Raw genomic sequence first — 22,220 nt, forward strand, 5'->3', positions numbered from 1 at the left:
CCCCGGTCGAGCAGGCGAGGCGCAGCTATGACGCACCGCAAGGGTCGATCTTGTTCATCTGATCAAGCTACCGTCGTTGATCGGCCGAGACCTACCGTTCGGCGCTCCGCGCCGCCCCTGCTCGGCGGGTCCTGCGCGTGACTCCTCGAGCGCTCCTGAGAGGCTTCGGCCATCCGTCGACACGCGCGACCGCGTGGAGGCTACGGTCGTAAAGCAACCTCTGGGGGAACTCGTTGTCCGCGGTCCGCTTCCACGTCTCCTCGTTCTGCAACATCGGCAGCTGTGTAGAAGTGGCTGCCCTTCCTGGTGGGCAGGTCGCCCTGCGGGACTCCAAGCAGGCGGCGGAGCCGTTCGTGTTCAGCGCGGAGGAGTGGGACACGTTCCTCCAGGGGGTGCGCGCGGGCGAGTTCGACCGGAGCAACCTGCCCCGCTGAACCTCGCTTAGTAGCGACTTCGATGGTCCGGATCGATCAGCGCCTGGGAGTCATCCTCTGACGGGCACCGCGCCCACAGTTCGTCGAATGCCCTCTCGTAGGGCTCAGTGTCGGCTGGCTGGTCCACGAAGGAGTCGTCTAGGAGCGAGCCCTCTCGGGCGACGACGATGGGGTCTATGTCGCCGATCCTCGGTACGAAGATCGTGAACGGGGCGGTCAGTGCCCCGTGCGGGCCGGCGTCGAAAGGGAAGATGCGGAGCTCGACATTCGGCAGGTGGTCTAGGAGTGCCCGCCGTTGACCCCGCATGATTTCGGGAGAGCCGACGCGGCGCAGCAGCGCGGCCTCGTCGAGGATCGCCCTCAGGTGAAGGGGATCCGACTCGCGACGCAGGACACGACCGCGGCCCAGTCGCATCGCCACCAGTCGCCGGGTCACATCGCTTGGCAACTGCGGAAGAATCCCCGCGATATGAGCGCGGGCGTAGTCCTCGGTCTGCAGTAGTGCGTGCACGTAGGGCGTCGAGTACGCCAGCTGGGTCGATGCCTCCGCTTCGAGGGACATGAAGTAGTCGAGCTGTGCGGGACCTGCGGCCGCGTCCTCCTGCCACCACGTCTCGGTGCGGGCCTCGCGGACCCAGGTGAGGACCTCCTCTCGGCGGTCGCCCTCCACGCCGTAGAGCGTCAGGAGGTTGCGGACGTCCCACGTCTTCGGCGGTGTATGTCCGTTTTCCAGTCGGGAGAGCTTGGCCGTGGAGATCTCGAGCTCCTCGGCGACGGCGTCGAGCCGCAGGTTGGCCTCCTCGCGCAACCGGCGCAGCTCGTGGCCGAGACGCCGCCGGACGATGACCGGCCCAACAGGCCTGTCGGCGTCGGTCACGTCCACTCCTCGCCACTCGTGCAATTTTCTTGATCTTGTGCTTGCTCGCTCTAGTCTTGCTTATCGGAGCCGGTGCAGGGTATGAAATTGCTGCTGCACCGGAGCGTCACGACGGACGAACGGTGCGGCGAGTCGGACCGGGGGCGCCCTCGATCATCGGCGGCACTCGCGGCGACACGGCTGGGAGGGCGCCATGTCGGAGATGGGTCCGCCGCTGGGGACGGGTGCTGGTAGTGACCCCCGTCCGGAGATCGTCGATTGCCACGAGCGTGCCGCCGTCGAGCGACTGCGGCACACGCGGCTGGACGGGGTCGTCCGCCTGCTCCACGAGCTCGCCGAGCACGTGCCGCTCGCTCCGCGGGAGCACCGCTGGATGGTGGCGGCGTGGCTGGCTACCCGCGTCCTCGTCCCGCGTCCCGGTGACGCGGCCGGCCGGGTCCGAGGCGGGGCTGCCCCGGACTGACGCGGCGGCACGACTCGCCACGAGCCGTCCTCCGTCGCGACACGTGCCCGCGACTGGCGGGTAAGGCTTGTCTAACGGCGGCCCGCAGGTGTACTTGTATTACGACTTACACGGGGCGCGCGGTAGATGGACGAGGAGCATCCCATGCCTGCTGACTCCTCCTTGATGAACTTTCGGGTCTCACCGGAGGACCAGGATCTGATCCGCGCCGTCGCTCACTACCGCAACGAGACGGTCTCGACCTTCATGCGCGACAGTGTGCTCGCCAGCGCCCGCGCCGTAATCGCCGAAGTCGGCCCGCAGGCCGTGATGGAGGGCGACCGTCGGCACGAGGACGAGCAGCGCAGCGCCGCGCAGCAGCGTCTCGAGGAGCGTCTCGAGAGCATCCGTCGGCAGGTGTCCGAGGAGCGCGACGCGGCCGAGGCGAAGCGCTCGATCTGAGGTCCGCAGGGCGGCGCTGCGCCGCTCACCGGAGTTCGACGATGCCGCCGTCGACGTGCAGGCCGATCCCGGTCGCCACACGGGCGGCCTCGTTGATGTGGTCGCGGGTCCTCAACAGCGCCGGCGCCTGACCGCGGGCGTGCTCGGCTGCCGCGAGGACCTCCACGGCGTGGTCGAGTGCGCTCGCGATCCGGACGACCTCGGTGTTGGTCACGGGCTCGCCGTGCTGAGCGGCGCGACGTAGGGCCTGGACGTCGGCCATCGCGAGAGCGGCGACGACGCGGACTGCGTCGGCGTCGTGGTGGGAGTGGGCGTCGACGTCGTCCAGGTGCAGCTCGAAGACGACGGGCACCTCGAAGGTCTCGCGGAGGAGATCGAAGAGCCCTTCGGCGAGGTCGTGGAGCCTGGTGAGCTCGACGGGTTTCGGGCGCCACGGGTACGCGTCCACCGAATCTCCCCCCGGACCGAGCGCCCTCTGTCTCAGGTCGACCCGCCCCCGTCCCACCGGTTCTCCTCCAGTTAACCAGCCGTCGTCGCCGTCGTCCCTCTTCAGCGCTTGACCTACGGCGACTCCGACCGCATCCTGTGCCTGTAAGACACTTACATCTGACACTTACGAGAGGTGGTGGAGGCGGTGCTCGCTTCAGTGGTCGTCGGTGACCTCGCGGCTACGCAGCCACCTCCGTCGGAGGGGTCGTCGGGGCTGGTGCTCGCGGCGTTCGTCGCCGCCGCCGCGCTCGTCGCCCTGTGGCGGGTGGTGCTGAAGCTCGTCGTCGTGGTCCTGGTCGCGGCCGCGCTGATCGGACTCTTCGTGATCATCGGCGGGATATCCGAGCACGACGCCGGCTCGCCGCACTCGCTCGGTGATCGGTCCTCGCAGACCGAGGGAGGTGATCGCTGGTGATCGCCATCGTCCTGGTCGTCGCCGTGGGCATGGTCTTCGTGCTCGGCGTCCTCATCGGACAGCAGTGGAACCGCCGCGCGCTCAACGCTCGCGGCAAGGAGCTGGCCTCGGCGCTGCGCGAGGTCGACGAGCTCGCCCGGGCCCTCGGCCGCCGCAGGCGCTGAGGCCGGGCCCCGCCCATCCCGTCTTGCGCTGCGTCAACCGAAGGACGGCGTGCGAGGAGACCTGTGGGAGTCGACAGGTCGGCCGCTGATCCGGATCAGAGCGTCCTGCTGGAGGCGTTTGAGCGCGTTGGACGAACCTCCAAAGCGCGATCCGTCCCCGGTCGCGACCATCTGGGCCGCTCCCTAGCGTCACCACGTCACGACGAAGGGAGAGCGATGGCCTGGGACTTCTCGACCGAGCCGGAGTTCGCGGCCGAGCTCGACTGGGCGCGGGCCTTCGTGGAGGAGGAGATCTATCCCCTCGAGGCGCTCGACCTCGACCACGCGTCGTTCCGCCGGCTCGCCGCGCCGCTGCAGGAGCGGGTCAAGGAGCGGGGGCTGTGGGCGGCGCACCTCGATCCCGCGCTCGGCGGGCAGGGCTTCGGGCAGCTGCGCCTCGGCCTGCTGCACGAGGTGCTCGGGCGTAGCGAGCTCGCCCCGTTCGTCTTCGGCTGCCAGGCCCCCGACTCGGGCAACGCCGAGCTCATCGCCCTCGCGGGCACCGAGGAACAGAAGCGTCGCTGGCTCGACCCGCTGCTCGACGGCCGCATCCTCTCGGCGTTCGCGATGACCGAGCAGGGCACCGGCTCGGACCCCCGCCAGTTCACGACGCGCGCCGAGCGCGACGGGGACGAGTGGGTGCTGACCGGGCGGAAGTGGATGGTCGGCAACGCCTCGCGCGGCGACCTGCACATCGTCCTCGCCGTCACCGAGCCCGACGCCGACCCGCACCACCGCATGTCGATGCTGCTCGTGCCCGGCGACAGCCCCGGCATCCGCGTGCGCGACCTCGGGCTGCTCAACGACCCGGGCGGGGAGAACCCGGTGTGGGCGCACGGCGAGGTCGTGTACGACGGCGTGCGGATCCCGGCGGAGAACCTCCTCGGCGGGCGCGGCGAGGCGTTCACGCTGGCCCAGCGCCGTCTCGGGCCCGGGCGCATCCACCACTGCATGCGCTGGATCGGGGTCTGCCGGCGCGCCTTCGACATGCTCGCCGAGCGCGCCGTGTCGATCTCGGTGCACGGCGGCCCGCTCGCCGACAAGCAGACGGTGCAGAACTGGGTGGCCGACAGCGCCGCGGCGATCGAGGCGGCCCGGCTGCTGACGCTGCAAACGGCGTGGCGCATCGACCGGGTCGGCGCGCCCGCCGCGCGCACGGAGATCGCGATGATCAAGTACCACGGCGCGCAGGTGCTGCACGACGTCCTCGACCGGGCCGTGCAGATCCACGGCTCGCTGGGCTTCACCACCGACATGCCGCTGGAGCAGATGTACCGCTGGGCCCGCGCCGCGCGCATCTACGACGGCCCCGACGAGGTGCACCGCGTCAGCGTTGCCCGCCGGCTGCTGCGCGACTACACACCCACACAGACGCCCACCGAGCACGTCCCCACCCGGCGCGCGGCCGCCCTGGCCCGCTTCGCCGAGGTGCTCGAGCACCCCCTGGAGACCGTGTGACCCTCGCCGTGGCCGACGGCCTGCAGACCTGGCTCGACGACCACCTCGAGGGCACCGGGCCCTGGCGCCTCGAGCGCCTGACCGGCGGGAACTCCAACGAGACGTGCCTGCTCACCGACGCGACGGGCGCCTCGTGGGTGCTGCGCCGCCCGCCGCGCCACGCCCTCTCGGCGTCGGCGCACGACGTCGGGCGCGAGTACCGGGTGCTCACCGCGCTGGCCGCCGCCGGCGCCCCGGCCCCCCGACCGGCCGCGTGCTGCGAGGACGCCGACGTCCCCGGCGGCCCGTTCCTCGTCATGGAACACCTGCCCGACGCGGTCTCGATCACCGACACGCTGCCGGCGCCGTGGCCCGCCGACGCGGTGGCGACCCTCGCCGACGAGGTCGTCGACGCGCTCGCGGCCGTGCACCGGGTGGCGTGGCAGGAGGTCGGCCTCGACGGCTTCGGGCGCCCCGACGGGTTCCTCGAGCGCCAGGTGCGCCGCTGGCACGGGCAGTGGGAGAAGATCGCCTGCCGGCCGCTGCCGCACATGGACGAGCTCGCCGCCTGGCTCGAGCACCGGCGCCCCGCGACCTCCCGCCCCGGCCTCGTGCACGGCGACTTCCACGTCGACAACTGCCTGTTCGCCCGCGCCGAGCCCCGCCTGCTCGCCGTCATCGACTGGGAGATGGCGACGATCGGCGACCCGCTGCTCGACCTCGGCCTGCTCCTCGGGTTCTGGGGCGCGCGGGCCGTCGACCCGCCGGCCATGCCCGCCCTGCAGGCCGTCTCCCGGCGGCCCGGCGCGCCGCCCGTCGAGCACCTCGTGGCGCGCTACGAGCAGCAGGTCGGGCACCCGGTCGGCGACGTCGCGTACTACCGCGTGCTGGCCCTGTTCAAGCTCGCCGCGATCGTCGAGGCGGCCTACGCCCAGTACCGCCGCGGCGAGCTCGACACCCCGTACGCGGCGGCGCTCGAGCGCGACGTGCCCGCGCTGCTCGAGGAGGCCTGGTGCGCCACGCGTACGTGAGCACTTTCCGGGCCTAGTAGGCCCGGAAAGTGCTCACATAGGCGCAGCGCACCTTGGGGAGGTCCACAACACCCCGCGAGGTCGGTGGTGCCGTCGGGGCGGGCGGGCTCGCCAGCATCGGGGGCATGGATCACGAGGTCGCGTTCGGGCTCTGGTACGACTTCCGCAACCCGGTGCCGGACCGGCCGTTCAGCACCTTCTACCGGCAGGTCCTCGACCAGATCGCGTGGGCCGAGGAGCTGGGGCTGGACTCGGCGTGGCTCACCGAGCACCACTTCTGCGACGACGGCTACACGCCCTCGCCGTTCACGCTCGCCGCGGCGATCGGCGAGCGGACCCGGCGGCTGCGCGTGGGCACGAACCTCATCGTCTCGCCGCTGCACGACCCCATCCGGCTCGCCGAGGACGCCGCGACCGTCTCGCTGCTCACCGGCGGGCGGTTCGACCTCGGCGTCGGCCAGGGCTACTGGGAGCGCGAGTTCGCGGCGTTCGGCAAGAACATCAAGAACCGCCCGAGCCTGCTGACCGAGGGCGTCGAGATCATCCGGCGGGCCTGGTCCGGGTCGACCGAGCCCTACGAGGGCCGCCGCTACCGGTTCCCGGGCCTGCCCGTGACGCCGCAGCCCGAGCAGCCGCCGCAGCTGCTCGTCGGAGCGATGGCCGACCCCGCGATCGAGCGCGTCGCGCGGATCGGCGACGGGTTCCTCTCCACCCAGAACCACCACCACGCCGCCTACCTCGACGCGCTGGAGCGCCAGGGCACGCCCCGCGAGCAGGGGCGCATCTACGCCGGCCAGTGGGCGCTCATCGCCGAGGACCCGGAGCGCGAGTGGGCGGAGATCGGCCCGCTGGTGCTCGCCCAGCTCAACACCTACATCGCGTGGGGCGCGTTCGGGCCGCCGGAGACCACGCCCCGCTTCGCCGACCCGGACCAGATCGTCGCCGCCGGCGCCTTCACGCTGTGGGACCCGGCGACCGCGGTCGAGGAGCTCACGGCGATGCTCACCGACCGGCCGCAGATCCGCGACGTCCACTTCTGGGCGCAGCTGCCCGGCGAGTCCGTCGACCACGGCTCGCGGCGGGTCGAGCTGCTGGCGACGCAGGTGGCGCCCCGGGTCCGCGAACGCCTGGCTCCGGCGACCTCGGAGGCGCCCGGAGCGATGGCGTGAGCCTGCTCGTCACCACGTTCCTCGACCACGCCCGCGAGCACGCCCCCGACCGGCAGATCGTCGACTACGTCGACGGCGTCTGCGTGCGCCGCAGCACCTACCGGGAGCAGGACGCGCGCATCCGGCGGGTCGCGGGCGCGCTCGTGGCGCTCGGCGTCCGCCCCGGCGACCGGGTGGCGACGCTCGCGGGCAACCACCACCGCCACCTCGAGCTCTACCTGGCCGTGCCGCTGGCCGGGGCCGTGCTGCACACCGTCAACCTGCGCCTCGACCCCGCGGAGATCGCCTACGTCGTCGACCACGCCGAGGACTCCGTGCTGCTCCTCGACGCGGCGCTGCGCCCGGCCGCCGCGCCCGCCCGGGTCGCGCGGCCGGGGATGCGCGTCGTCGTCCTCGACGGCGAGCCCGAGCCGGGGGAGCTGGCCTACGAGGACCTCGTCGCGTCCGGGGAGCCGCTCGAGGGCCCGCCGCCGCGCGACGGGGACGACCTCGCCGCCCTCTGCTACACGACCGGGACCACCGGCGCGCCCAAGGGCGTCGGCTACTCCCACCGGGCGCTCTACCTCCACACCATGGCCGCGGGCCTGGCCGACGGGCACGCGCTGAGCCGCCGGGACCGCGTCGTGCACCTCGTCGCGATGTTCCACGCGAACGCGTGGGGGGTCCCGCTCGCGGCGTTCATGGTCGGCGCCGACCAGGTGCTGCCCGGCCCGCACCCGCGGATCGCCGACGTCGCGACCATCGTCGAGCGCGAGCGGGCCACCTACCTGGGCGTGGTCCCGACGCTCGCGGTCGACCTCGTCGACCACGTCCGGCGCACCGGCACCGACCTGTCGAGCCTGCGCGCCCTCGTGCTCGGCGGGTCGACGCCGAGCCGGGAGCTGATCCGCGCGGTCACCGAGGATCTCGGCGTGCCGGCGTTCCAGGGCTGGGGGATGACCGAGACCTCGCCGATGGCCACCTTCTCCGCGCCCGAGCCCGGCGCGACCCCGCAGGAGCGGATCGAGCAGGTCCGCGCCCAGGGCCGCCTGCTGCCCGGGCTGCGCTGGCGCCTGGTCGACGAGGACGGCGCGGTCGTCCCGCACGACGGCGTGTCGCGCGGGGAGCTGTGGCTGCGCGGGCCGTGGGTCGCGAGCTCCTACTACCGCGGCGACCGGCCCGAGGCGTTCACCGACGGCTGGCTGCGCACCGGGGACGTCGCGACGATCGACCCCGACGGCCGGCTGCGGGTGGTCGACCGGCTCAAGGACCTCATCAAGAGCGGCGGCGAGTGGATCAGCTCGCTGGCCCTCGAGGCGGCGCTGCTCGAGGCGCCGGGCGTCGCCGACGTGGCCGTGGTCGCGGTGCCGCACGAGCGCTGGCAGGAGCGCCCGGTCGCGGTGGTCGTGCCGGCCGCGGACGGGGTCGACCCGAACGCGGTGCTGGCGGCGCTCGCGGGCCGGGTGCCGCGCTGGTGGTGCCCGGACCGCGTCGAGGTCGTCGACGCCCTGCCCCGCACGAGCGTGGGCAAGGTCGACAAGCGTCGGCTCCGCGAGGTCGTTGGAGGAAGCCACAACGTCGCGGGCGCCGACCACTCCCGGGCCTCCCCGGCCCCTTCCTAGGTTCCAGCGAGCACACGACCAGCAGCGGGAGGACGACGTGGGACACCTCGAGGTCGAGGACGGTCGGCGGATCTACTTCGAGCACCACGCGGGGGAGCGGCAGCCGGTCGTGCTGGTGCACGGCTGGGGCGTCACGGCGCGGTCGTGGGACACCGTCGCGCCGGCGCTGCGCGCCGACGGGCACGAGGTCGTGCTGCTCGACGCGCGCGCCCACGGCCGGTCCGACAAGGACGTCGCCGACGTCTCGATCGCCGCGATGGGCGCCGATGTCGCGCGGCTCTGCGGGCACCTCGGCCTGCAGCGCCCGGTGGTGAACGGGTGGTCGCTGGGCGGCGCGGTGGCCGTCGACGCCGTCGCCCGGCTCGGGTCCGCCGCGGGCGGGCTCGTCCTCACCGGCGGCGCGACCCCGCGCTACACCTCGGCGTCCGACTGGCCGCACGGCGGCACCGTCGACGACGTCGAGGCCGTGCTCGCCGGCGCCGCCGCCGACCGCGCGACGACGTTCCGGGGCGTCGCGCAGGCGGTGTGCGCGGTCCCGGTCAGCAGCGACGTCGTCGACTGGATGTGGGGGATGTTCATGGAGATGGGGCCGCGCGGGGACGACGCCCTCCGCGACCTCGCGACCATCGACCAGCGCAAGTCGATCGGCACGCTCGAGGTGCCGGTCCTCGCCCTGCACGGTCGCAGCGACGGCTTCGTCGCGTTCTCCGGCGTCGAGGCCGCGATCGACCTGTACCCCGACGCCCGCCTCGTCCCGTTCGACGGCGTCGGCCACGCCCCGCACCTGGAGGCCCGCGACACCTACCTCGCCGAGCTCCGCTCGTTCCTGGCGCAGACGGCCCGGTGACGGTGCGCCGGGGCTGGCTGGTCACCGGGGGGACCCGGGGCATCGGACGGGCGGTGGTCGACCACGTCGCGAAGGCCGGCGGCGCCGTCGCGGTCCTCGCGCGCACGCCCGCCACCGAGCCCTACCCCTCCGACGACGTCCTGGAGATCCCCACCGACGTCACCGACGCCGCGGGCGTGGCCGCCGCGCTCGCCCGGGCGCGCGCGCACCTTGGCGACGTCGACGTCGTCGTCAACTGTGCCGGCGTGCACCGCGGCGGGCGCATCGCCGACCTCGACCGCGCGCGCTGGGACGAGGTGCTCGCCACCAACCTCACCGGCGCCTACGAGGTCTGCCACGCCGCGGTGCCGCACCTCGGCGACGGCGCGGCGGTGGTCAACGTGGGCGCGGTCGTCGGCTTCCGGGGCTTCCCGGGCGACAGCGCCTACGCGGCGGCCAAGGCGGGGCTCGCGGGCCTCACCCGCTCGCTGGCGGTCGAGCTCGCGCCCGCCGGGGTGCGCGCGAACCTCGTCGTGCCGGGCTTCGTCGACACCGCCATGACCGCCGGCGTCTCGGCGGCCGCGCGCCGGCGGATCGTCGCGGCGATCCCGGCGGGGCGCACCGGGACCGCCGAGGAGATCGCCGACGTCGTGGTCGCCGTGGCCGGCGCGACCTACATGACCGGCGCCGTCATCCCCGTCGACGGCGGCCTCATGGCGACGTTCGGGGGCGCCGGATGACTTGTGCAGACCTCCAACGGTCACCGGGCAGCGACGTTCCGTCGCCGCCGTCGGAGTTCCTAGCGTCGGCCGCATGAGCACCGAGACCGCGACCCCGAGCAAGGAAGACGCCAACAAGGCCGTCGTCACCGAGTTCATGCAGGTGTTCTCCCGCGGCGACGTCGACGCGATCCTCGCGTTCCTCACCGACGACGCCACCTGGTGGGTCGCGGGGACGATCGAGGGGATCTCGGGGGAGAAGGACAAGGCCGCGTTCGGCGAGATGCTCTCCGGGCTGTCCACGCTCTCCACGACCGGCGCGATCGCGCTGACGCCGAAGGCCCTGACGGCCGAGGGCGACCGGGTCGCGGCCGAGACGGAGTCGTACGCCGAGCTCACCAACGGCCGCGTCTACAACAACCACTACCACTTCGTCTTCGAGCTCTCCGGCGGCCGCATCCGCCGCGTCAAGGAGTACCTCGACACCGAGCACACCCGCGCGATCTTCCTCGGCTGACCGGCCGTCACCCCACTCCCCCAGGAGGTACATCCATGGACGTCGGCGTCCTGCTCGTGTTCCAGAACTGGTTCTCCGACAAGACCGACGAGGAGGTGTTCCGCTCCGACGCCGAGCTCGGGGTCCTCGCCGAGCAGTACGGCTTCGACTCGGTGTGGTCGGCCGAGCACCACTTCGACGACTACTCGATGTGCCCCGACAACCTGCAGCTCATGAGCTACCTGGCCGGGCGCACCGAGCGGATCAAGCTCGGTACGGGTGCGGTGATCCTGCCGTGGAACGACCCGCTGCGCGTCGTCGAGAAGGTCATCATGCTCGACCACCTCTCGGGCGGGCGGACGCTGTTCGGCATGGGCCGCGGGCTCGCGAAGATGGAGTACGAGGCCTTCCGCACCGACATGGGCGAGGCCCGGGGGCGCTTCGACGAGGCCGCCCCGATGATCATCAAGGGGCTCGCCGAGGGCATCGTCGAGCACGAGGGCACCCACTACCACCAGCCGCGGGCCGCGGTCCGTCCCGGACCGAGCCGCTCGCTCGAGGGGCGCCTGTTCGGCGTGGCGATGTCGCCGGACTCGATCCCGGCGATCGCGACCTTGCCGGTGCAGATGATGACGTTCATGCAGTACGACATCGGGACCCACGCCGAGGCGATCGACCGCTGGCGCGGGCTGCACCGCGAGCACCACGGCACGGAGCCCGGTCCGCCGCTGCTGCAGGACTTCACCTATTGCCACGAGGACCCGGACGAGGCGAAGGCGGTCGCCCACGAGTACATCTCGCGGTACTTCCTGTCGGTGATCAAGCACTACGACTTCGCCGGCTCGCACTGGCGCGAGACGCCGGGCTACGAGGCCTACCAGGTCGGGGCGGACATGATCCGCGAGGCCGGCATGGAGACCGCGGCCAGCGCGTACGTCGACGCCAACGTCTACGGCACGCCCGAGCAGATCATCGGCAGGTACGAGGAGCGCCGGGACGCCGTCGGCGACTTCATGGCCAACCTCGCCTTCTCCTACGCCGGCCTGCCCTACGACAAGGTGCACGCGAGCATGAAGCTGTTCGGCGAGAAGGTCGTGCCGGAGCTGCACAAGATGCGGACGAAGACCCCGGCCGCCGTCGCGGGCCGCTGACCGCACCGTGACCCCTCCCCCTCGGCGGGTCCGCAGGGCAGACTCGGCCTGCGGACGCGTCGTCGGGGAGGCGGTACCGGCATGGTGACCCCCCTCGCTGCCGCACGCCCGGCCGCCGCCGGCGGGACGCCCCGGGAGCGGGAGGTCATCGCCGCCTTCTCCGAGGTCACCACCGAGGCGATCACCGCGACCCGCCTCGAGGACCTGCTCGCGCTGGTCGGGCAGAAGCTCTGCGACCTGCTCGGCGTGAGCCGGTGCTCGGTCTACCTGCGCCAGGAGGACGGCCGCTTCCGCGGCGGCGCCGGCTGGTGCGGCGAGGCCGGGAACATCAGCGCCGCGGTGCAGGCGCAGGAGGCCGGCATCCCCGGGGACGCCTTCAGCCGCGAGGTGATCGGCAGCGCGGCTCCGGTGCTCATCAGCGACGTCCCCAACGACCCCCGCCCGCACCGCCGCACCATGGAGCACTGGGGCGTCCGGGCCATGCTCGGCGTGCCGCTGGTGTTCGACGGCGAGGTCATCGGGCTCGTGTTCGTCGACAACGTCGCCCAGGAGCACACCTACACCGACGACGACGTCTCCCTCGCCGAGCTCTTCGGGCGCCTCGCGGCCCTGTTCATCCGCCAGGCGCTGCAGGCGTCGCGCCTCGCGGCCCAGGCCGAGGAGCTCGACCGGCAGAAGCGCACCCTCGAGTACCTCGCCGACGTCCACGCGCGGCTGACCGGCGCGGTCCTCGAGGGCGCCGACATGCGGGCGGTCGTGGCCCTCCTGTCCGATCTCGCGGGGGCGCCGGTCGCGCTGCTCGACGAGGACCTCGCCGTGCTGACGTGGACCGCGCCCGCCCCGCTGCGCGCCGGCCCGCCGGTGCTCGGTGACCGCGCCCGCGAGCGTCCCGAGCTGCGCAGGACCCTCGCCGAGCTCTCCGCGGCGCGGCCGAGCGCGGTGCTCGAGCCGTCGTCGGCGCGGGGGCTGGGACGCCGCCACGTCGTCTGCCGCCTCATCGTCGAGGGCCGGCCCAGCGGCTACCTGACCGTCGTCGAGGCCGGGCGGGCGCTCGGCGACCTCGACACCAAGCTCGCCGAGCGCGGCGCCACGGTGCTCGCGCTGCAGGTGCTCTCCGAGCGCCGGCAGATCGAGGCCGAGGGCCAGGCGCGCGACGACTTCCTCTCCGACCTGCTCCACAGCCACCGCGACGTCGCCCAGCTCGCGCGCCGCGGCGTGCCGTTCGGCATCGACCTGACCGAGCCGCACGTCCTCGTCCGCCTCGCGGTCGACGGCGGGGAGGGGCACCTGCACGCCTCGGTCGCGCGCCGGCTCGTCGTCGCCGACCTCGCCGCGCGGCTGGGCACCGACGAGGCGCCGGCGACGACGCTGCCCGGCGCGGTGGTGGTGCTCGTGCGCCTCGGGGACGGCGCGGGGGTGTCGCACCCCGACGAGGTCCGCACCCACGTCGCCGCGGTCGCCGACGCCGTCGTGCCGCGGGTGCACGTGCGCGGCGGGGTCGTGTCGGCGGTGTGCCGGGAGCCCGAGGACTTCCCGCGCGCCCACCGCGAGCTGCGCGAGGTCGAGGAGCTGGCGCGGTCCTTCGGCTGGTCGCGGCGCGTGGTCACCCTCGACGAGCTGGGCCTGTTCCGCGTGGTGGTGGCGAGCGGGCGGGTGCGCGAGGCGGTACGGTTCGCCGACGAGCTGGTGCGCCCGGTCCGCGACCACGACGGCGCCGACGGGGTGCTGCTCGCGACGTGGCGGGCGTTCCTCGCCGCCGAGGCCCGCGTGCAGCGCGCCGCGGCCGACCTCGGCGTCCACGAGAACACCGTGCGCTACCGGCTGGGCCGCGTCCGGGAGATCACGGGCAAGGACCCGGCGTCGCTGGACACGCTGCTCGCGGCACGTGCGGCCTTCCAGATCCTCGAGCTCGCCGGGTGGTTCCGCGACGCGGGCTGACGTCGCGGGGTCTTGTGCTCGCCGACAACCGCCGGTGCGGGCGGTCCTGTCGCGGGGGAGTGGGGCGCGGGTCGGACTGGGGTCACCCCGCCCGCCACCTCCGGAGGCAAGCAGATGACCTCGAGCTCCGTCCCCGACCCGCGCACCGCGTCCCTCGCCGGCTCCGTCGCCCTGGTGACCGGTGCCGCCCAGGGCATCGGGCGCGCCACGGCGCTGCGGCTGGCCGCCGAGGGCGCTCTCGTCGCGTGCGCCGACATCCAGGACACCGCCGACACCGTGAAGCAGATCGAGGCCGACGGCGGCACCGCCCGCTCGGTGTGGGTCGACGTGCGCCGCGCGCAGGCCTGGTCCGACGCGGTCGACGACGTCGTCGGCGCCTACGGCCGCGTCGACCTGCTCGCGAACGTCGCCGGCGTCGTCAACCTGCAGAGCGAGGACAGCGTCACAGGGCTCACCGAGGAGGCGTGGGACGAGGTCATCGCGACCGACCTCAAGGGGCCGTGGCTCGGGATGCGCGCGGTGATCCCCGGGATGATCGAGCGCGGCGGCGGGCGCATCGTCAACATCTCGTCGCTCGCGGCGCTGCGGGGCCTGCCGAACCTCGCGTCCTACTCGGCGGCCAAGGGTGGTGTCGCGGCCCTGACGCGCCAGGCGGCGTTCGAGTACGCGCCGCACCACATCCTGATCAACGCCATCGCGCCGGGGACCATCGACACCCCGATCCTCGCCGACATCACCCCGGAGATGCGCCAGGCCAACGCCGACGCGCACATGGTGCGCCGGCTCGGGCGCCCGGAGGAGATCGCGTCGATGGTGGCGTACTTCTTCCGCGAGGGTGCCTTCCTGACGGGCCTCACCTACCCGGTGGACGGCGGCTGGTCGGCGAAGGGCAACTTCTGACCGAATCCGCCTGCTACGATACTTGTGAACCGACTAGCAAGTATTCGAGAGGTGGCACCGTGCACCGCACTCCGCTCGTCCTCGTCCACGGCAACCCCGAGTCCGCGGCCGTCTGGGGACCGCTCGTCGGCGAGCTCGACCGCGCCGACGCGGTCGCCCTGTCCCCGCCCGGGTTCGGCGTCCCGGCGCCCCGCGGCTTCGACGCGTCGGCCACGGCCTACCGCGACTGGTTGGCGTCCCAGCTCGAGCTGTTCCGCGCGCCGGTCGACCTCGTCGGGCACGACTGGGGCGGCATCCACGTCGCGGCACTGGCCGCGAGCCGGCCGGACCTGGTCCGCAGCTGGGCCTCCGACGCGCTCGGCGTGTTCGCGCCCGACTACCAGTGGCACGCCCGGGCCCAGGTGTGGCAGCAGGAGGGCGCGGGGGAGGCGTCGGTGCAGGAGATCTGGGGCGGTGACCTGGCGGCGCGGCTCGGCGTGGCGTCGGCCCTCGGGATGACCGGGCGGATGGCGGAGCGGGTCGCGGCGGGCATGGACCCCGAGATGGGTCGCGCCGTGCTGAGGCTGTTGCGCTCGGCGCGTCAGCCGGCGATGGCCGAGGCGGGACGGTCCCTCCCGGACGCCGCGCGACGCCCGGGGCTCGCCCTCATCGCCGTGGACGACGTCGGGCGGGCCAGCGGGACCGTGGCCCAGCACGAGTGGGCGGCGCGCGAGGCGGGCGCGAGGACGGTGCACCTCGAGGGCGTGGGCCACTGGTGGCCGGAGGAGACCCCGGCTCCGGTGGCGCGGGCACTGACGGAGTTCTGGGCCGAGCTGCCGGAGCCGGAGGCGGTGCCGGCCTCCTGACGGTCCGGGCCCTCGCTCGTCCGGCGCCGAGGGCCCGGGATCGGCGTCAGACGACCGCAAGGTGCGGATGGCGAACACCCCCGGGACGCCGGACGGACCCAGGGACGGGCGCCCGGAACGACCTGGGTGCCTGAACCGATCTGGGGAGCGATCCCATGCGCAAGCGAGAGATGCTCGGAGCCGCCGCGGCGGCGTCGATGGCCGGGATGCTGGCGGTGGCGCCCGTCGCCGCAGCGGCCCCCGAGGACGACACCTCGGCGTACCAGGCGACGCTGTCGCCGATCCCGTTGAACGGCCAGGACTCGGCCCAGGGCACGTACATGATCACGCTCGACGGGAACGAGGCCACGATCACCGGCAGCGTGAGCGGACTCGCCGCGGAGTTCCAGGGCGGGCCGTTCCCGCACGTCCAGCACATCCACGGGCTGGCCGCGGGGGCGTGCCCGACCGCGGACGCGGACGCGGACGGCAACGGGGTCATCTCCACCCCGGAGGCGCAGGACAGCTACGGCGCGATCCAGACCACGCTGTCCACCAGCGGAGGAACGAGCCCGGACGCCGGGACCGACACGGCCGTCGCACCCAGCGGGGAGTCGTTCGAGTACGAGCGCACGATCGAGCTGAGCGACGACGCCGTGCAGGCGCTCCAGGACGGCAGCGCGGAGATCGTCGTGCACGGTCTCGATCCGGCCACCGCGCCGGAGGCTGCGGGGACCGAGGACAGCCCGCTGGTCTCCTCGCTGCCGCTGGCCGCGACCGCGCCCGCCCTCTGCGGTGCGCTCGAGCCCGCGCAGATGGGCAACGTGCCCGGCGGGGGCGTCGACACCGGCGGCGGCGCGACCGCCGGGGTGGAGCAGGCCGGGGTGATCGCCGCCGGCGGTGCCGCCCTCGGTGGCGCGGCCCTGGTCGGCGCCTACGCCGCCCGCCGTCGCGGTGACGCCCGGCGCTGATGCCACAGCACGCACACGGTGGTCCGGGCGGCTCGCGGGCCGCCCGGACCACCGTCGTCGCGGTCGCCCTCGCGGCCGTGCTCGCCCTGGTGGGAGTGGCGCTGCTCGTGTCCGGGCTCGTCGCCCAGGAGGAACCGCCCCGCGTCGCGGGCCCCGGAGCGGGGGTCTCGTCGTCGGATCCCGCCGCGCCGCGCCCGGGCGACGGCACGGCGGGTGGTGACGGCGAGGTCGGCACGGCGGACCCCGCCGGTCCGGTCCTGTCACCGTCGCCCCCGACCGAGCTCGCCATCCCGGCGATCGGGGTCCGACACGAGCTGGCCGCCCTGGGGACGACCCCGGAGGGGACGATGGAGGTGCCGCCGCTCGACGCGGTGGAGGTCCCCGGCTGGTACACGGGCTCGCCGACCCCGGGGGCCCGCGGACCGTCGATCCTGCTCGGTCACGTCGACTCCGCGCAGGCCGGGCCGGGCGTCTTCTTCCGGCTGGGGGAGCTGCGGCCCGGCGACCGCGTCGAGGTGGACCGGCGCGACGGGCTGACGGCGGAGTTCGTCGTCGAGGAGGTCGGCCGCTATCCCAAGAGCGACTTCCCGACGCTGGACGTCTACCGGAACCTGGACCACGCCGGGCTCCGGCTGATCACCTGCGGTGGGCCGTTCGACGAACGCACCGGCGACTACCGGGACAACGTCGTGGTCTTCGCCCGCATGGTCGGTACGCCGGGAGCCTGACCCGCGGGCGCGGCCGCGGACCCCGGGGAGCCGGTCAGCCGCCCGTGAGCTGCGTCGACGGCCCGACCTGGCGCTCCCAGCGGTTCAGCGCCTCGACGAAGTAGTAGTCGCCGAACATGATCCCCGAGTCCGCCTGGCCCTCGGGCAGGTTCTGCGTGCCGTGCAGCAGGATCGAGCGGAACGGGGTGCCCCGGGACAGGTAGGCCGGGGAGGACAGCGACGCGAGCATGCCGCGCGCGCCGTCGACGTCGGCGTTCTTCTGCGCCGGGTCGGTGTCCAGCTCGTTCATGGCGAGCAGGGCGCTCGCCGTGATCGCGGCCGCCGAGGTGTCCCGCGGCTCCGGCGGCGCCTGCGCGACGTCGAAGTCCCAGTACGGCACGCGGTCGGGCGGCAGGTGGCCGAGGAACCAGTCGGCGGTGCGGTGCGCGGTCTCCAGGTAGCGCGGGTCCTGCGTGTACCGGTGGGCCGTCGCGAACCCGTACGCCGCCCACGCCTGCCCGCGCGCCCACGTCGAGTCGTCGCGGAAACCCTGCATCGTGTAGGTGCGCTGGAGCGCGCCCGTGCGCTGGTCGTAGCCGCCGAACATCGAGGTGCTGCCGTCGGGGCGCACCAGGTCGCGCATCGTGCGGTCCGCGTGGCGGTTCGCGATGTCGGCGTACTGGGGGCGGCCGTTCTGCGCCGCCCAGTACAGGAGCTCCAGGTTCATCATCGCGTCGATGTTGACCTGGTACTGCGTCTCGTCGTCCTTCTCGTCCCAGACGCGGATCATGCCGACGGTCGGGTTGAACCGGGCCGCCAGCGTGTCCGCGGCCGCGAGCGCGGTCTGCCTCGCCGCCTCGTCGCCGGTGAGCTGGTGGTCGACCGCGAACGTCATGAACATCTTGAAGCCGAGGTCGGTGTCGTCGTGCGTGGTCTCCGGCGTCAGCGGCTCCTGCCAGCGCTCGGCGCGCTCGCGCCACGCCGGGTCCCGGGTGCGCTCGTAGACGCGCCACAACGCCGCCGGCAGGAAGCCCGCCGTCCAGTCCTTCGCGGGCTTGGTCAGCCACGACCCGTCCGGGTTGGTGCGGACCGGGTAGGCCGGCGGGGCGAGCGTGTCGGCGGTCGCGGCGAGCCGGGCGTCCGTGAAGGCGAGCACCGAGCCGTCCCCCGCGACGGGGCCGGCGTCGCCGGCCCGGGCGTCCGGGCCGGCCGCCGTCTCCGCCGGTGGCGGTGCCGGTGCGGCGGGCGCGGGGGCCGCGCACCCCGCGACCACCGCCGCGGCGAGGACGAGGACGAACACGCGCAGCCGGTGTCGTGCAGTCATGGCGGACCCCCCGGTCGCCGACCGGCGCCACGGTGGAGGGGCCGGTCGGGCGCCGGACGCTAACAGGCCCGGCGCCACGGACCGGCGGCCGTGCGCCGGGCGCTCAGCTCGCGATCGGCGAGCGGCGCGTGGCCGGGGCGGCGGTGCGCTGGGCCGGGATCGTCGCGACGAGCGCGGCGCGGCGACGGGCGCGCTGCACCGACGCCACCTGCTGCGCCTCGTCGCGGAGCGCGGCGCCTGCCTGCTGCTCGAGCGTGCCCCGACGGGCCATGCTCACCAGCGGCGTCACCATCCACGCGCCCGCACCGACACCGATCGCGCCCACGGCAGCCAGAACACCCATGTCATCCCCCGACGATCCCCGACGCTCCCCCGATGGAACGTTCTGCCTCGTCGTCGCGGCGCAGGGCCCGCTCGTTATCGGCGGTGCGCCACACCACCCGTTCGGTTGAAGGCTGGACGTCCGGGACGGGTCGAACCCGCTCGACGGCACCGCCGTCCCGGGTCGACGATGCGGCCGTGAGCCTGCCCCCGTCGGTCCGGTGCCGGCCGGTCGGTGACCCGTCCGCCGACCCGACTGCCGACCCGACTGCCGACCCGACCGCCCTCGACGACGCCGTCGACGCGGTGATCGGTGACGCCCGGGTCGTCGCGCTCGGCGAGAACAACCACGGCATCCGCGAGTTCGGGGTGCTGCGCGAGCAGCTCGTGCGGTTCCTCGTGCGCGAGCGGGGGTTCGGCGTCGTGGCGCTGGAGTCGGGGTTCGCCGAGGGCGCGCTGGTCGACGCGTGGGTGCAGGGCGGGGACGCGTCGTGGAACGACGTCGCGCGGGACGGCTTCACCTTCCGCGCGGGCGAACACCCGGAGACGGCGGCGCTGGTCGCGGGCCTGCGCGAGCACCGCGCGGCCGGGGGCGCGGTGCGGTTCGCGGGGCTCGACGTGCCGGGGTCGGGCGGGTCGCCGGCGCCGGCGCTGCGGCGGTTGCGGTCGGAGCTGACGTCGGAGCTGACGTCCGAGCTGACGTCCGAGCTGATGGACGCCGTCGACCGGGCCCTCGCGGCGACCGCGCCGTACGCGTCGGCCAACAACGGCGTGGCGCCCGGTCGCTGGTCGGCGCTGGACGCCGCGTCGCAGGACGCCGCGACGACGGCCCTGGCCCGTCTGCTGCTGCGCGTCGAGGCGCTGGGGGAGGGGCACGACGTGGCCCGGCACCTGGCCCGCGGGGCGCTGCGGCTCGACGAGCAGCTGCGCGAGCTCGGGGTGCTCCTTGCGCCGGACCCGCCGGCGCGGGTGGTGTCGTCGCGCGACGTGCACATGGCCGAGACGGTCCGGTTCCTGCTCGCCGAGCACCCCGACCGCCGGATCGTCCTGCTCCTGCACAACGGGCACGCCCAGCGCGTCCCGTTCGCGTTCCTGCCCGGGGTGGCCGCGCCGTCGGCCGGGACGTTGCTGGCCACGGAGCTCGGTGACGACTACGCCGTCGTCGGAGTCACCGCGCTCGCCGGCACCACCACCGGCCTCGCCCTCGACGACGCCGCGCGCCACGGCGTCGCCCTGTCCACCGACCCGCTGCCCGACCCCGCGCCCGACAGCCTCGAGCGCGCGGTGCTCGACGCGGGCCTCGGCGCGGAGCCGGTGCTGCTCGACCTGCAGGAGGCGCGCGGTGACGCGGGCCCGGCCTCGATCCGGCACGCCACGACCCACATCGCCGTGGACGTGGCCGCCGGCTACGACGCGGTGATCTGCCTGCCCGGGCAGGGGACGTCGCTGTGACCCGCCGCGGACACACGACGGCCCGCCGACCGGGCGGTCGGCGGGCCGTCGCTGCGCTGTGGGTCAGCTGGCGGAGTCGAACTTGAACGAGAGGTCCATCCGCACGCGGTAGGAGGAGACCTGCCCGTTCTCGACGACGAGATCGGACTTCTTGATCTCGGCGATGCGCAGGTCGCGCACGGACTCCGCGGCGGTGGCGATCGCGTTCTGCGCCGCCTTCTCCCAGGACTCGGTACTCGTGCCGATGACCTCGGTGACCCGGTAGACGCTGTCGGCCATGAAGAGACCCTCCTCGGTCGCTTCTCGGGGACACCAGCCGGGTGCCCGTCGAGTGGCCCCGCTCACACCCGTCCGCTCCGCCGAGGTGGTCTCGGGAAACGGCGGCGGCAGTGTCGGGGGGTGGGTCTACGTTCGAACACATGAGCGACGAGGTGGCGCCGACGACGCGTGAGGCGCTGGAGCGCGCCCGCGTCGCGGAGGTCGCTCACCGGCGGCAGTACCTCGAGCGCCTCGAGCGCGTGGCCGAGCTGGAGCGCCTCGACGCCGCGGTCGAGACCGGCGACCGCGGGACGGACCGCCTGGTGCAGGAGCTGTGGCGCGTGGGCCCGGCGGAGGCGAAGCGGCTGGTGCGTGAGGCTCGCGACCTGTGTCCCCGGTCCTCCCTGCTGGGCGAGGAGCTACCGCCGCGGTTGCCGTGCACCGCGGCGGTGGCGGCGTCGGGGGAGATCGGCCCGGCGCACATCGCGATCATCCGGGCGACCATGGCGCGGCTCGACCGGGTCGCTGCTCTGCCGCCGTCGCGGTGGGCGGAGGCCGAGCAGACCCTCGCGGAGAGAGCGACCGAGCTGGGGCCGAGGGGGTTGCAGGCGGTCGCCGACCAGCTGCTGGCCCACCTGGATCCGGACGGCGAGGAGCCTCCGGAGGAGGGTCGGGGCCGGGACGACGAGCTGCTGATCGTGCGCCGCAAGGACGGCGCCGTCGTGTTCCGGGGCCGCCTGTCGGACCCGGTGGACGGCGAGGCGTTCGTCGAGGTCGTCGACGGGCTCGCGGAGCCGTGCGGGCCCGACGACGAGCGGGAGCTCGCGGTGCGCCGGGCCGACGGGCTCAAGGACCTCGTCGCCGACGCCCGCGGCCCACGGGGTGTCGCCGCCGAGGCCCGCGGTGACGGCGGCGAGGACCTCGCTGAGTCGGCCACCGAGGACGCGGACACGGCTGAGGACGCAGCCGCCGACCGTGCCGAGGGAGACGGGGACGGGCCGCAGGCGGCGCTCATCCCCGCCCCCCGCCGGCCCGAGGACGTCGGAGGCCCGACGACCGGCGGCGGGCGCGGCCGGGTGGCGCGGCCGGGGCGGGCGCTGCTGACGATCACCATGGACCACCGGTGGCTCTGTGCTGCCCTCGGCGCGGGCGGCGGCGACGGCACGCTCGACTCCGGTGTGCGGGTCGCGGCGGGGACGGTGCGGCGGTGGGCGTGCGACGCCGAGGTCGTGCCGATGGTGCTCGGCACCAGGTCGGAGCCCCTCGACGTCGGCCGGGCCGCCCGCACCGCGCCCGACGCCCTCCGCCGCGCGCTGGACCTGCGCGACCGCGGCTGCGCCTTCCCGGGCTGCACGCGACGCCCGCGGCGCTGCCACGCCCACCACGTCCATCACTGGATCGACGGTGGCGGCACGGCCCTCGACAACATGGTGCTGCTCTGCCGGTACCACCACCAGCTGATCCACCGCGGCCGCTGGACCGTCGCGATCCGCGACGGGACCCCGTGGTTCACCCCGCCCGACGTCATCGACCCCGACCGCCGACCGCGCCCCGGCGGCCGACCCCGCGTACCCCTCTGACGGCGGCGCTCGCCCGCTCCGGCGGCCATGCGCGGTGTGCCGTCGAGCACGTCCACCACGCGGTGCGGGTGCACGGGATTGAACGGCGTCCGTGGCGGGCACGCGGAGGATGAGATCGGAAGCTCTGCTTCCCTCGGCCCGTCGAGATGGTGGCGGGACGTCATCACCCCCGAGAACGCGACGACGGCCGAGG

Annotated in this window: 25 protein-coding genes; 20 read left to right on the forward strand and 5 right to left on the reverse strand. The window is 74.2% G+C overall.

The genetic code is table 11. The annotated features are described in order from the left end of the window. The first annotated feature begins 233 nt into the window (after positions 1-233). The gene (locus ACYX4T_RS24595; protein ID WP_476011840.1) at positions 234-434 is read left to right on the forward strand and encodes a DUF397 domain-containing protein; all 201 of its coding nucleotides are present in this window, start codon (positions 234-236) and stop codon (positions 432-434) included. A 7-nt stretch (positions 435-441) separates the two neighbouring features. Here the strand turns inward: ACYX4T_RS24595 and ACYX4T_RS24600 are convergent, their stop codons facing one another. After that, a complete protein-coding gene (locus tag ACYX4T_RS24600; RefSeq protein ID WP_476011841.1) occupies positions 442-1,311 on the reverse strand; it encodes a helix-turn-helix domain-containing protein in 870 nt (289 codons plus the stop codon). A gap of 193 nt (positions 1,312-1,504) precedes the next feature. Between ACYX4T_RS24600 and ACYX4T_RS24605 the strand changes: the two genes are divergently transcribed. Beyond that, entirely contained in the window at positions 1,505-1,774 is a 270-nt protein-coding gene (locus ACYX4T_RS24605; protein WP_476011842.1) for a hypothetical protein, read from the forward strand. A gap of 144 nt (positions 1,775-1,918) precedes the next feature. Then, a complete protein-coding gene (locus ACYX4T_RS24610; protein ID WP_476011843.1) occupies positions 1,919-2,215 on the forward strand; it encodes a type II toxin -antitoxin system TacA 1-like antitoxin in 297 nt (98 codons plus the stop codon). Positions 2,216-2,240: 25 nt separating this feature from the next. Here ACYX4T_RS24610 and ACYX4T_RS24615 read toward each other — a convergent pair whose 3' ends face one another. Beyond that, the gene (locus ACYX4T_RS24615) at positions 2,241-2,663 is read right to left on the reverse strand and encodes a hypothetical protein (RefSeq protein ID WP_476011844.1); all 423 of its coding nucleotides are present in this window, start codon (positions 2,661-2,663) and stop codon (positions 2,241-2,243) included. A gap of 174 nt (positions 2,664-2,837) precedes the next feature. Here ACYX4T_RS24615 and ACYX4T_RS24620 point away from each other — a divergent pair, with 174 nt between their 5' ends. From ACYX4T_RS24620 to ACYX4T_RS24690, 15 genes are all read left to right on the forward strand, one after another. Further along, a complete protein-coding gene (locus ACYX4T_RS24620; RefSeq protein ID WP_476011845.1) occupies positions 2,838-3,119 on the forward strand; it encodes a hypothetical protein in 282 nt (93 codons plus the stop codon). Further along, entirely contained in the window at positions 3,116-3,283 is a 168-nt protein-coding gene (locus ACYX4T_RS24625; RefSeq protein ID WP_476011846.1) for a hypothetical protein, read from the forward strand. Before ACYX4T_RS24620 ends, ACYX4T_RS24625 begins: the two co-directional genes overlap by 4 nt. Before the next feature lie 216 nt (positions 3,284-3,499). Continuing rightward, the gene (locus ACYX4T_RS24630) at positions 3,500-4,780 is read left to right on the forward strand and encodes an acyl-CoA dehydrogenase family protein (RefSeq protein WP_476011847.1); all 1,281 of its coding nucleotides are present in this window, start codon (positions 3,500-3,502) and stop codon (positions 4,778-4,780) included. Next, positions 4,777-5,790, forward strand: coding sequence for a phosphotransferase family protein (locus tag ACYX4T_RS24635; protein ID WP_476011848.1), 1,014 nt, complete (start codon positions 4,777-4,779; stop codon positions 5,788-5,790). Before ACYX4T_RS24630 ends, ACYX4T_RS24635 begins: the two co-directional genes overlap by 4 nt. A gap of 125 nt (positions 5,791-5,915) precedes the next feature. Continuing rightward, positions 5,916-6,959, forward strand: a complete 1,044-nt coding sequence (locus ACYX4T_RS24640; protein WP_476011849.1) for an LLM class flavin-dependent oxidoreductase — start codon at positions 5,916-5,918, stop codon at positions 6,957-6,959. Further along, complete coding sequence (locus ACYX4T_RS24645) at positions 6,956-8,560, forward strand: long-chain-fatty-acid--CoA ligase (RefSeq protein ID WP_476011850.1); 1,605 nt, start codon at positions 6,956-6,958, stop codon at positions 8,558-8,560. Before ACYX4T_RS24640 ends, ACYX4T_RS24645 begins: the two co-directional genes overlap by 4 nt. A gap of 37 nt (positions 8,561-8,597) precedes the next feature. Continuing rightward, complete coding sequence (locus tag ACYX4T_RS24650; protein WP_476011851.1) at positions 8,598-9,407, forward strand: alpha/beta fold hydrolase; 810 nt, start codon at positions 8,598-8,600, stop codon at positions 9,405-9,407. Then, positions 9,404-10,126 (forward strand): SDR family NAD(P)-dependent oxidoreductase, encoded by a 723-nt coding sequence (locus ACYX4T_RS24655; protein WP_476011852.1) that lies wholly within the window; start codon positions 9,404-9,406, stop codon positions 10,124-10,126. The genes ACYX4T_RS24650 and ACYX4T_RS24655 overlap by 4 nt, the downstream gene beginning before the upstream one ends. A gap of 73 nt (positions 10,127-10,199) precedes the next feature. Beyond that, complete coding sequence (locus ACYX4T_RS24660) at positions 10,200-10,622, forward strand: nuclear transport factor 2 family protein (RefSeq protein WP_476011853.1); 423 nt, start codon at positions 10,200-10,202, stop codon at positions 10,620-10,622. Positions 10,623-10,657: 35 nt separating this feature from the next. Next, a complete protein-coding gene (locus ACYX4T_RS24665) occupies positions 10,658-11,752 on the forward strand; it encodes an LLM class flavin-dependent oxidoreductase (RefSeq protein WP_476011854.1) in 1,095 nt (364 codons plus the stop codon). A gap of 81 nt (positions 11,753-11,833) precedes the next feature. Beyond that, on the forward strand, positions 11,834-13,690 hold the full coding sequence (locus ACYX4T_RS24670) for a GAF domain-containing protein (protein WP_476011855.1): 1,857 nt from the start codon (positions 11,834-11,836) through the stop codon (positions 13,688-13,690). 114 nt (positions 13,691-13,804) lie between these two features. Next, entirely contained in the window at positions 13,805-14,590 is a 786-nt protein-coding gene (locus ACYX4T_RS24675) for an SDR family NAD(P)-dependent oxidoreductase (RefSeq protein WP_476011856.1), read from the forward strand. Positions 14,591-14,649: 59 nt separating this feature from the next. Continuing rightward, positions 14,650-15,435, forward strand: coding sequence for an alpha/beta fold hydrolase (locus ACYX4T_RS24680; protein WP_476011857.1), 786 nt, complete (start codon positions 14,650-14,652; stop codon positions 15,433-15,435). A 155-nt stretch (positions 15,436-15,590) separates the two neighbouring features. After that, a complete protein-coding gene (locus ACYX4T_RS24685) occupies positions 15,591-16,385 on the forward strand; it encodes a hypothetical protein (RefSeq protein WP_476011858.1) in 795 nt (264 codons plus the stop codon). Then, entirely contained in the window at positions 16,385-17,113 is a 729-nt protein-coding gene (locus tag ACYX4T_RS24690; RefSeq protein ID WP_476011859.1) for a class F sortase, read from the forward strand. Before ACYX4T_RS24685 ends, ACYX4T_RS24690 begins: the two co-directional genes overlap by 1 nt. Positions 17,114-17,147: 34 nt before the next feature. Here ACYX4T_RS24690 and ACYX4T_RS24695 read toward each other — a convergent pair whose 3' ends face one another. Both ACYX4T_RS24695 and ACYX4T_RS24700 read right to left on the reverse strand, forming a co-directional pair. After that, a complete protein-coding gene (locus ACYX4T_RS24695; RefSeq protein ID WP_476011860.1) occupies positions 17,148-18,416 on the reverse strand; it encodes a glycoside hydrolase family 88 protein in 1,269 nt (422 codons plus the stop codon). Between the two features lie 103 nt (positions 18,417-18,519). Then, on the reverse strand, positions 18,520-18,759 hold the full coding sequence (locus tag ACYX4T_RS24700) for a hypothetical protein (RefSeq protein WP_476011861.1): 240 nt from the start codon (positions 18,757-18,759) through the stop codon (positions 18,520-18,522). Between the two features lie 176 nt (positions 18,760-18,935). Between ACYX4T_RS24700 and ACYX4T_RS24705 the strand changes: the two genes are divergently transcribed. Further along, the gene (locus ACYX4T_RS24705; protein ID WP_476011862.1) at positions 18,936-20,189 is read left to right on the forward strand and encodes an erythromycin esterase family protein; all 1,254 of its coding nucleotides are present in this window, start codon (positions 18,936-18,938) and stop codon (positions 20,187-20,189) included. Between the two features lie 63 nt (positions 20,190-20,252). Here ACYX4T_RS24705 and ACYX4T_RS24710 read toward each other — a convergent pair whose 3' ends face one another. Beyond that, entirely contained in the window at positions 20,253-20,468 is a 216-nt protein-coding gene (locus ACYX4T_RS24710) for a dodecin family protein (protein ID WP_476011863.1), read from the reverse strand. 140 nt (positions 20,469-20,608) lie between these two features. Here ACYX4T_RS24710 and ACYX4T_RS24715 point away from each other — a divergent pair, with 140 nt between their 5' ends. After that, positions 20,609-22,027, forward strand: a complete 1,419-nt coding sequence (locus tag ACYX4T_RS24715) for an HNH endonuclease signature motif containing protein (protein ID WP_476011864.1) — start codon at positions 20,609-20,611, stop codon at positions 22,025-22,027. Positions 22,028-22,220: the final 193 nt, after the last annotated feature.

The organism is Actinomycetospora sp. ABD4_176 (genome assembly GCF_056311855.1).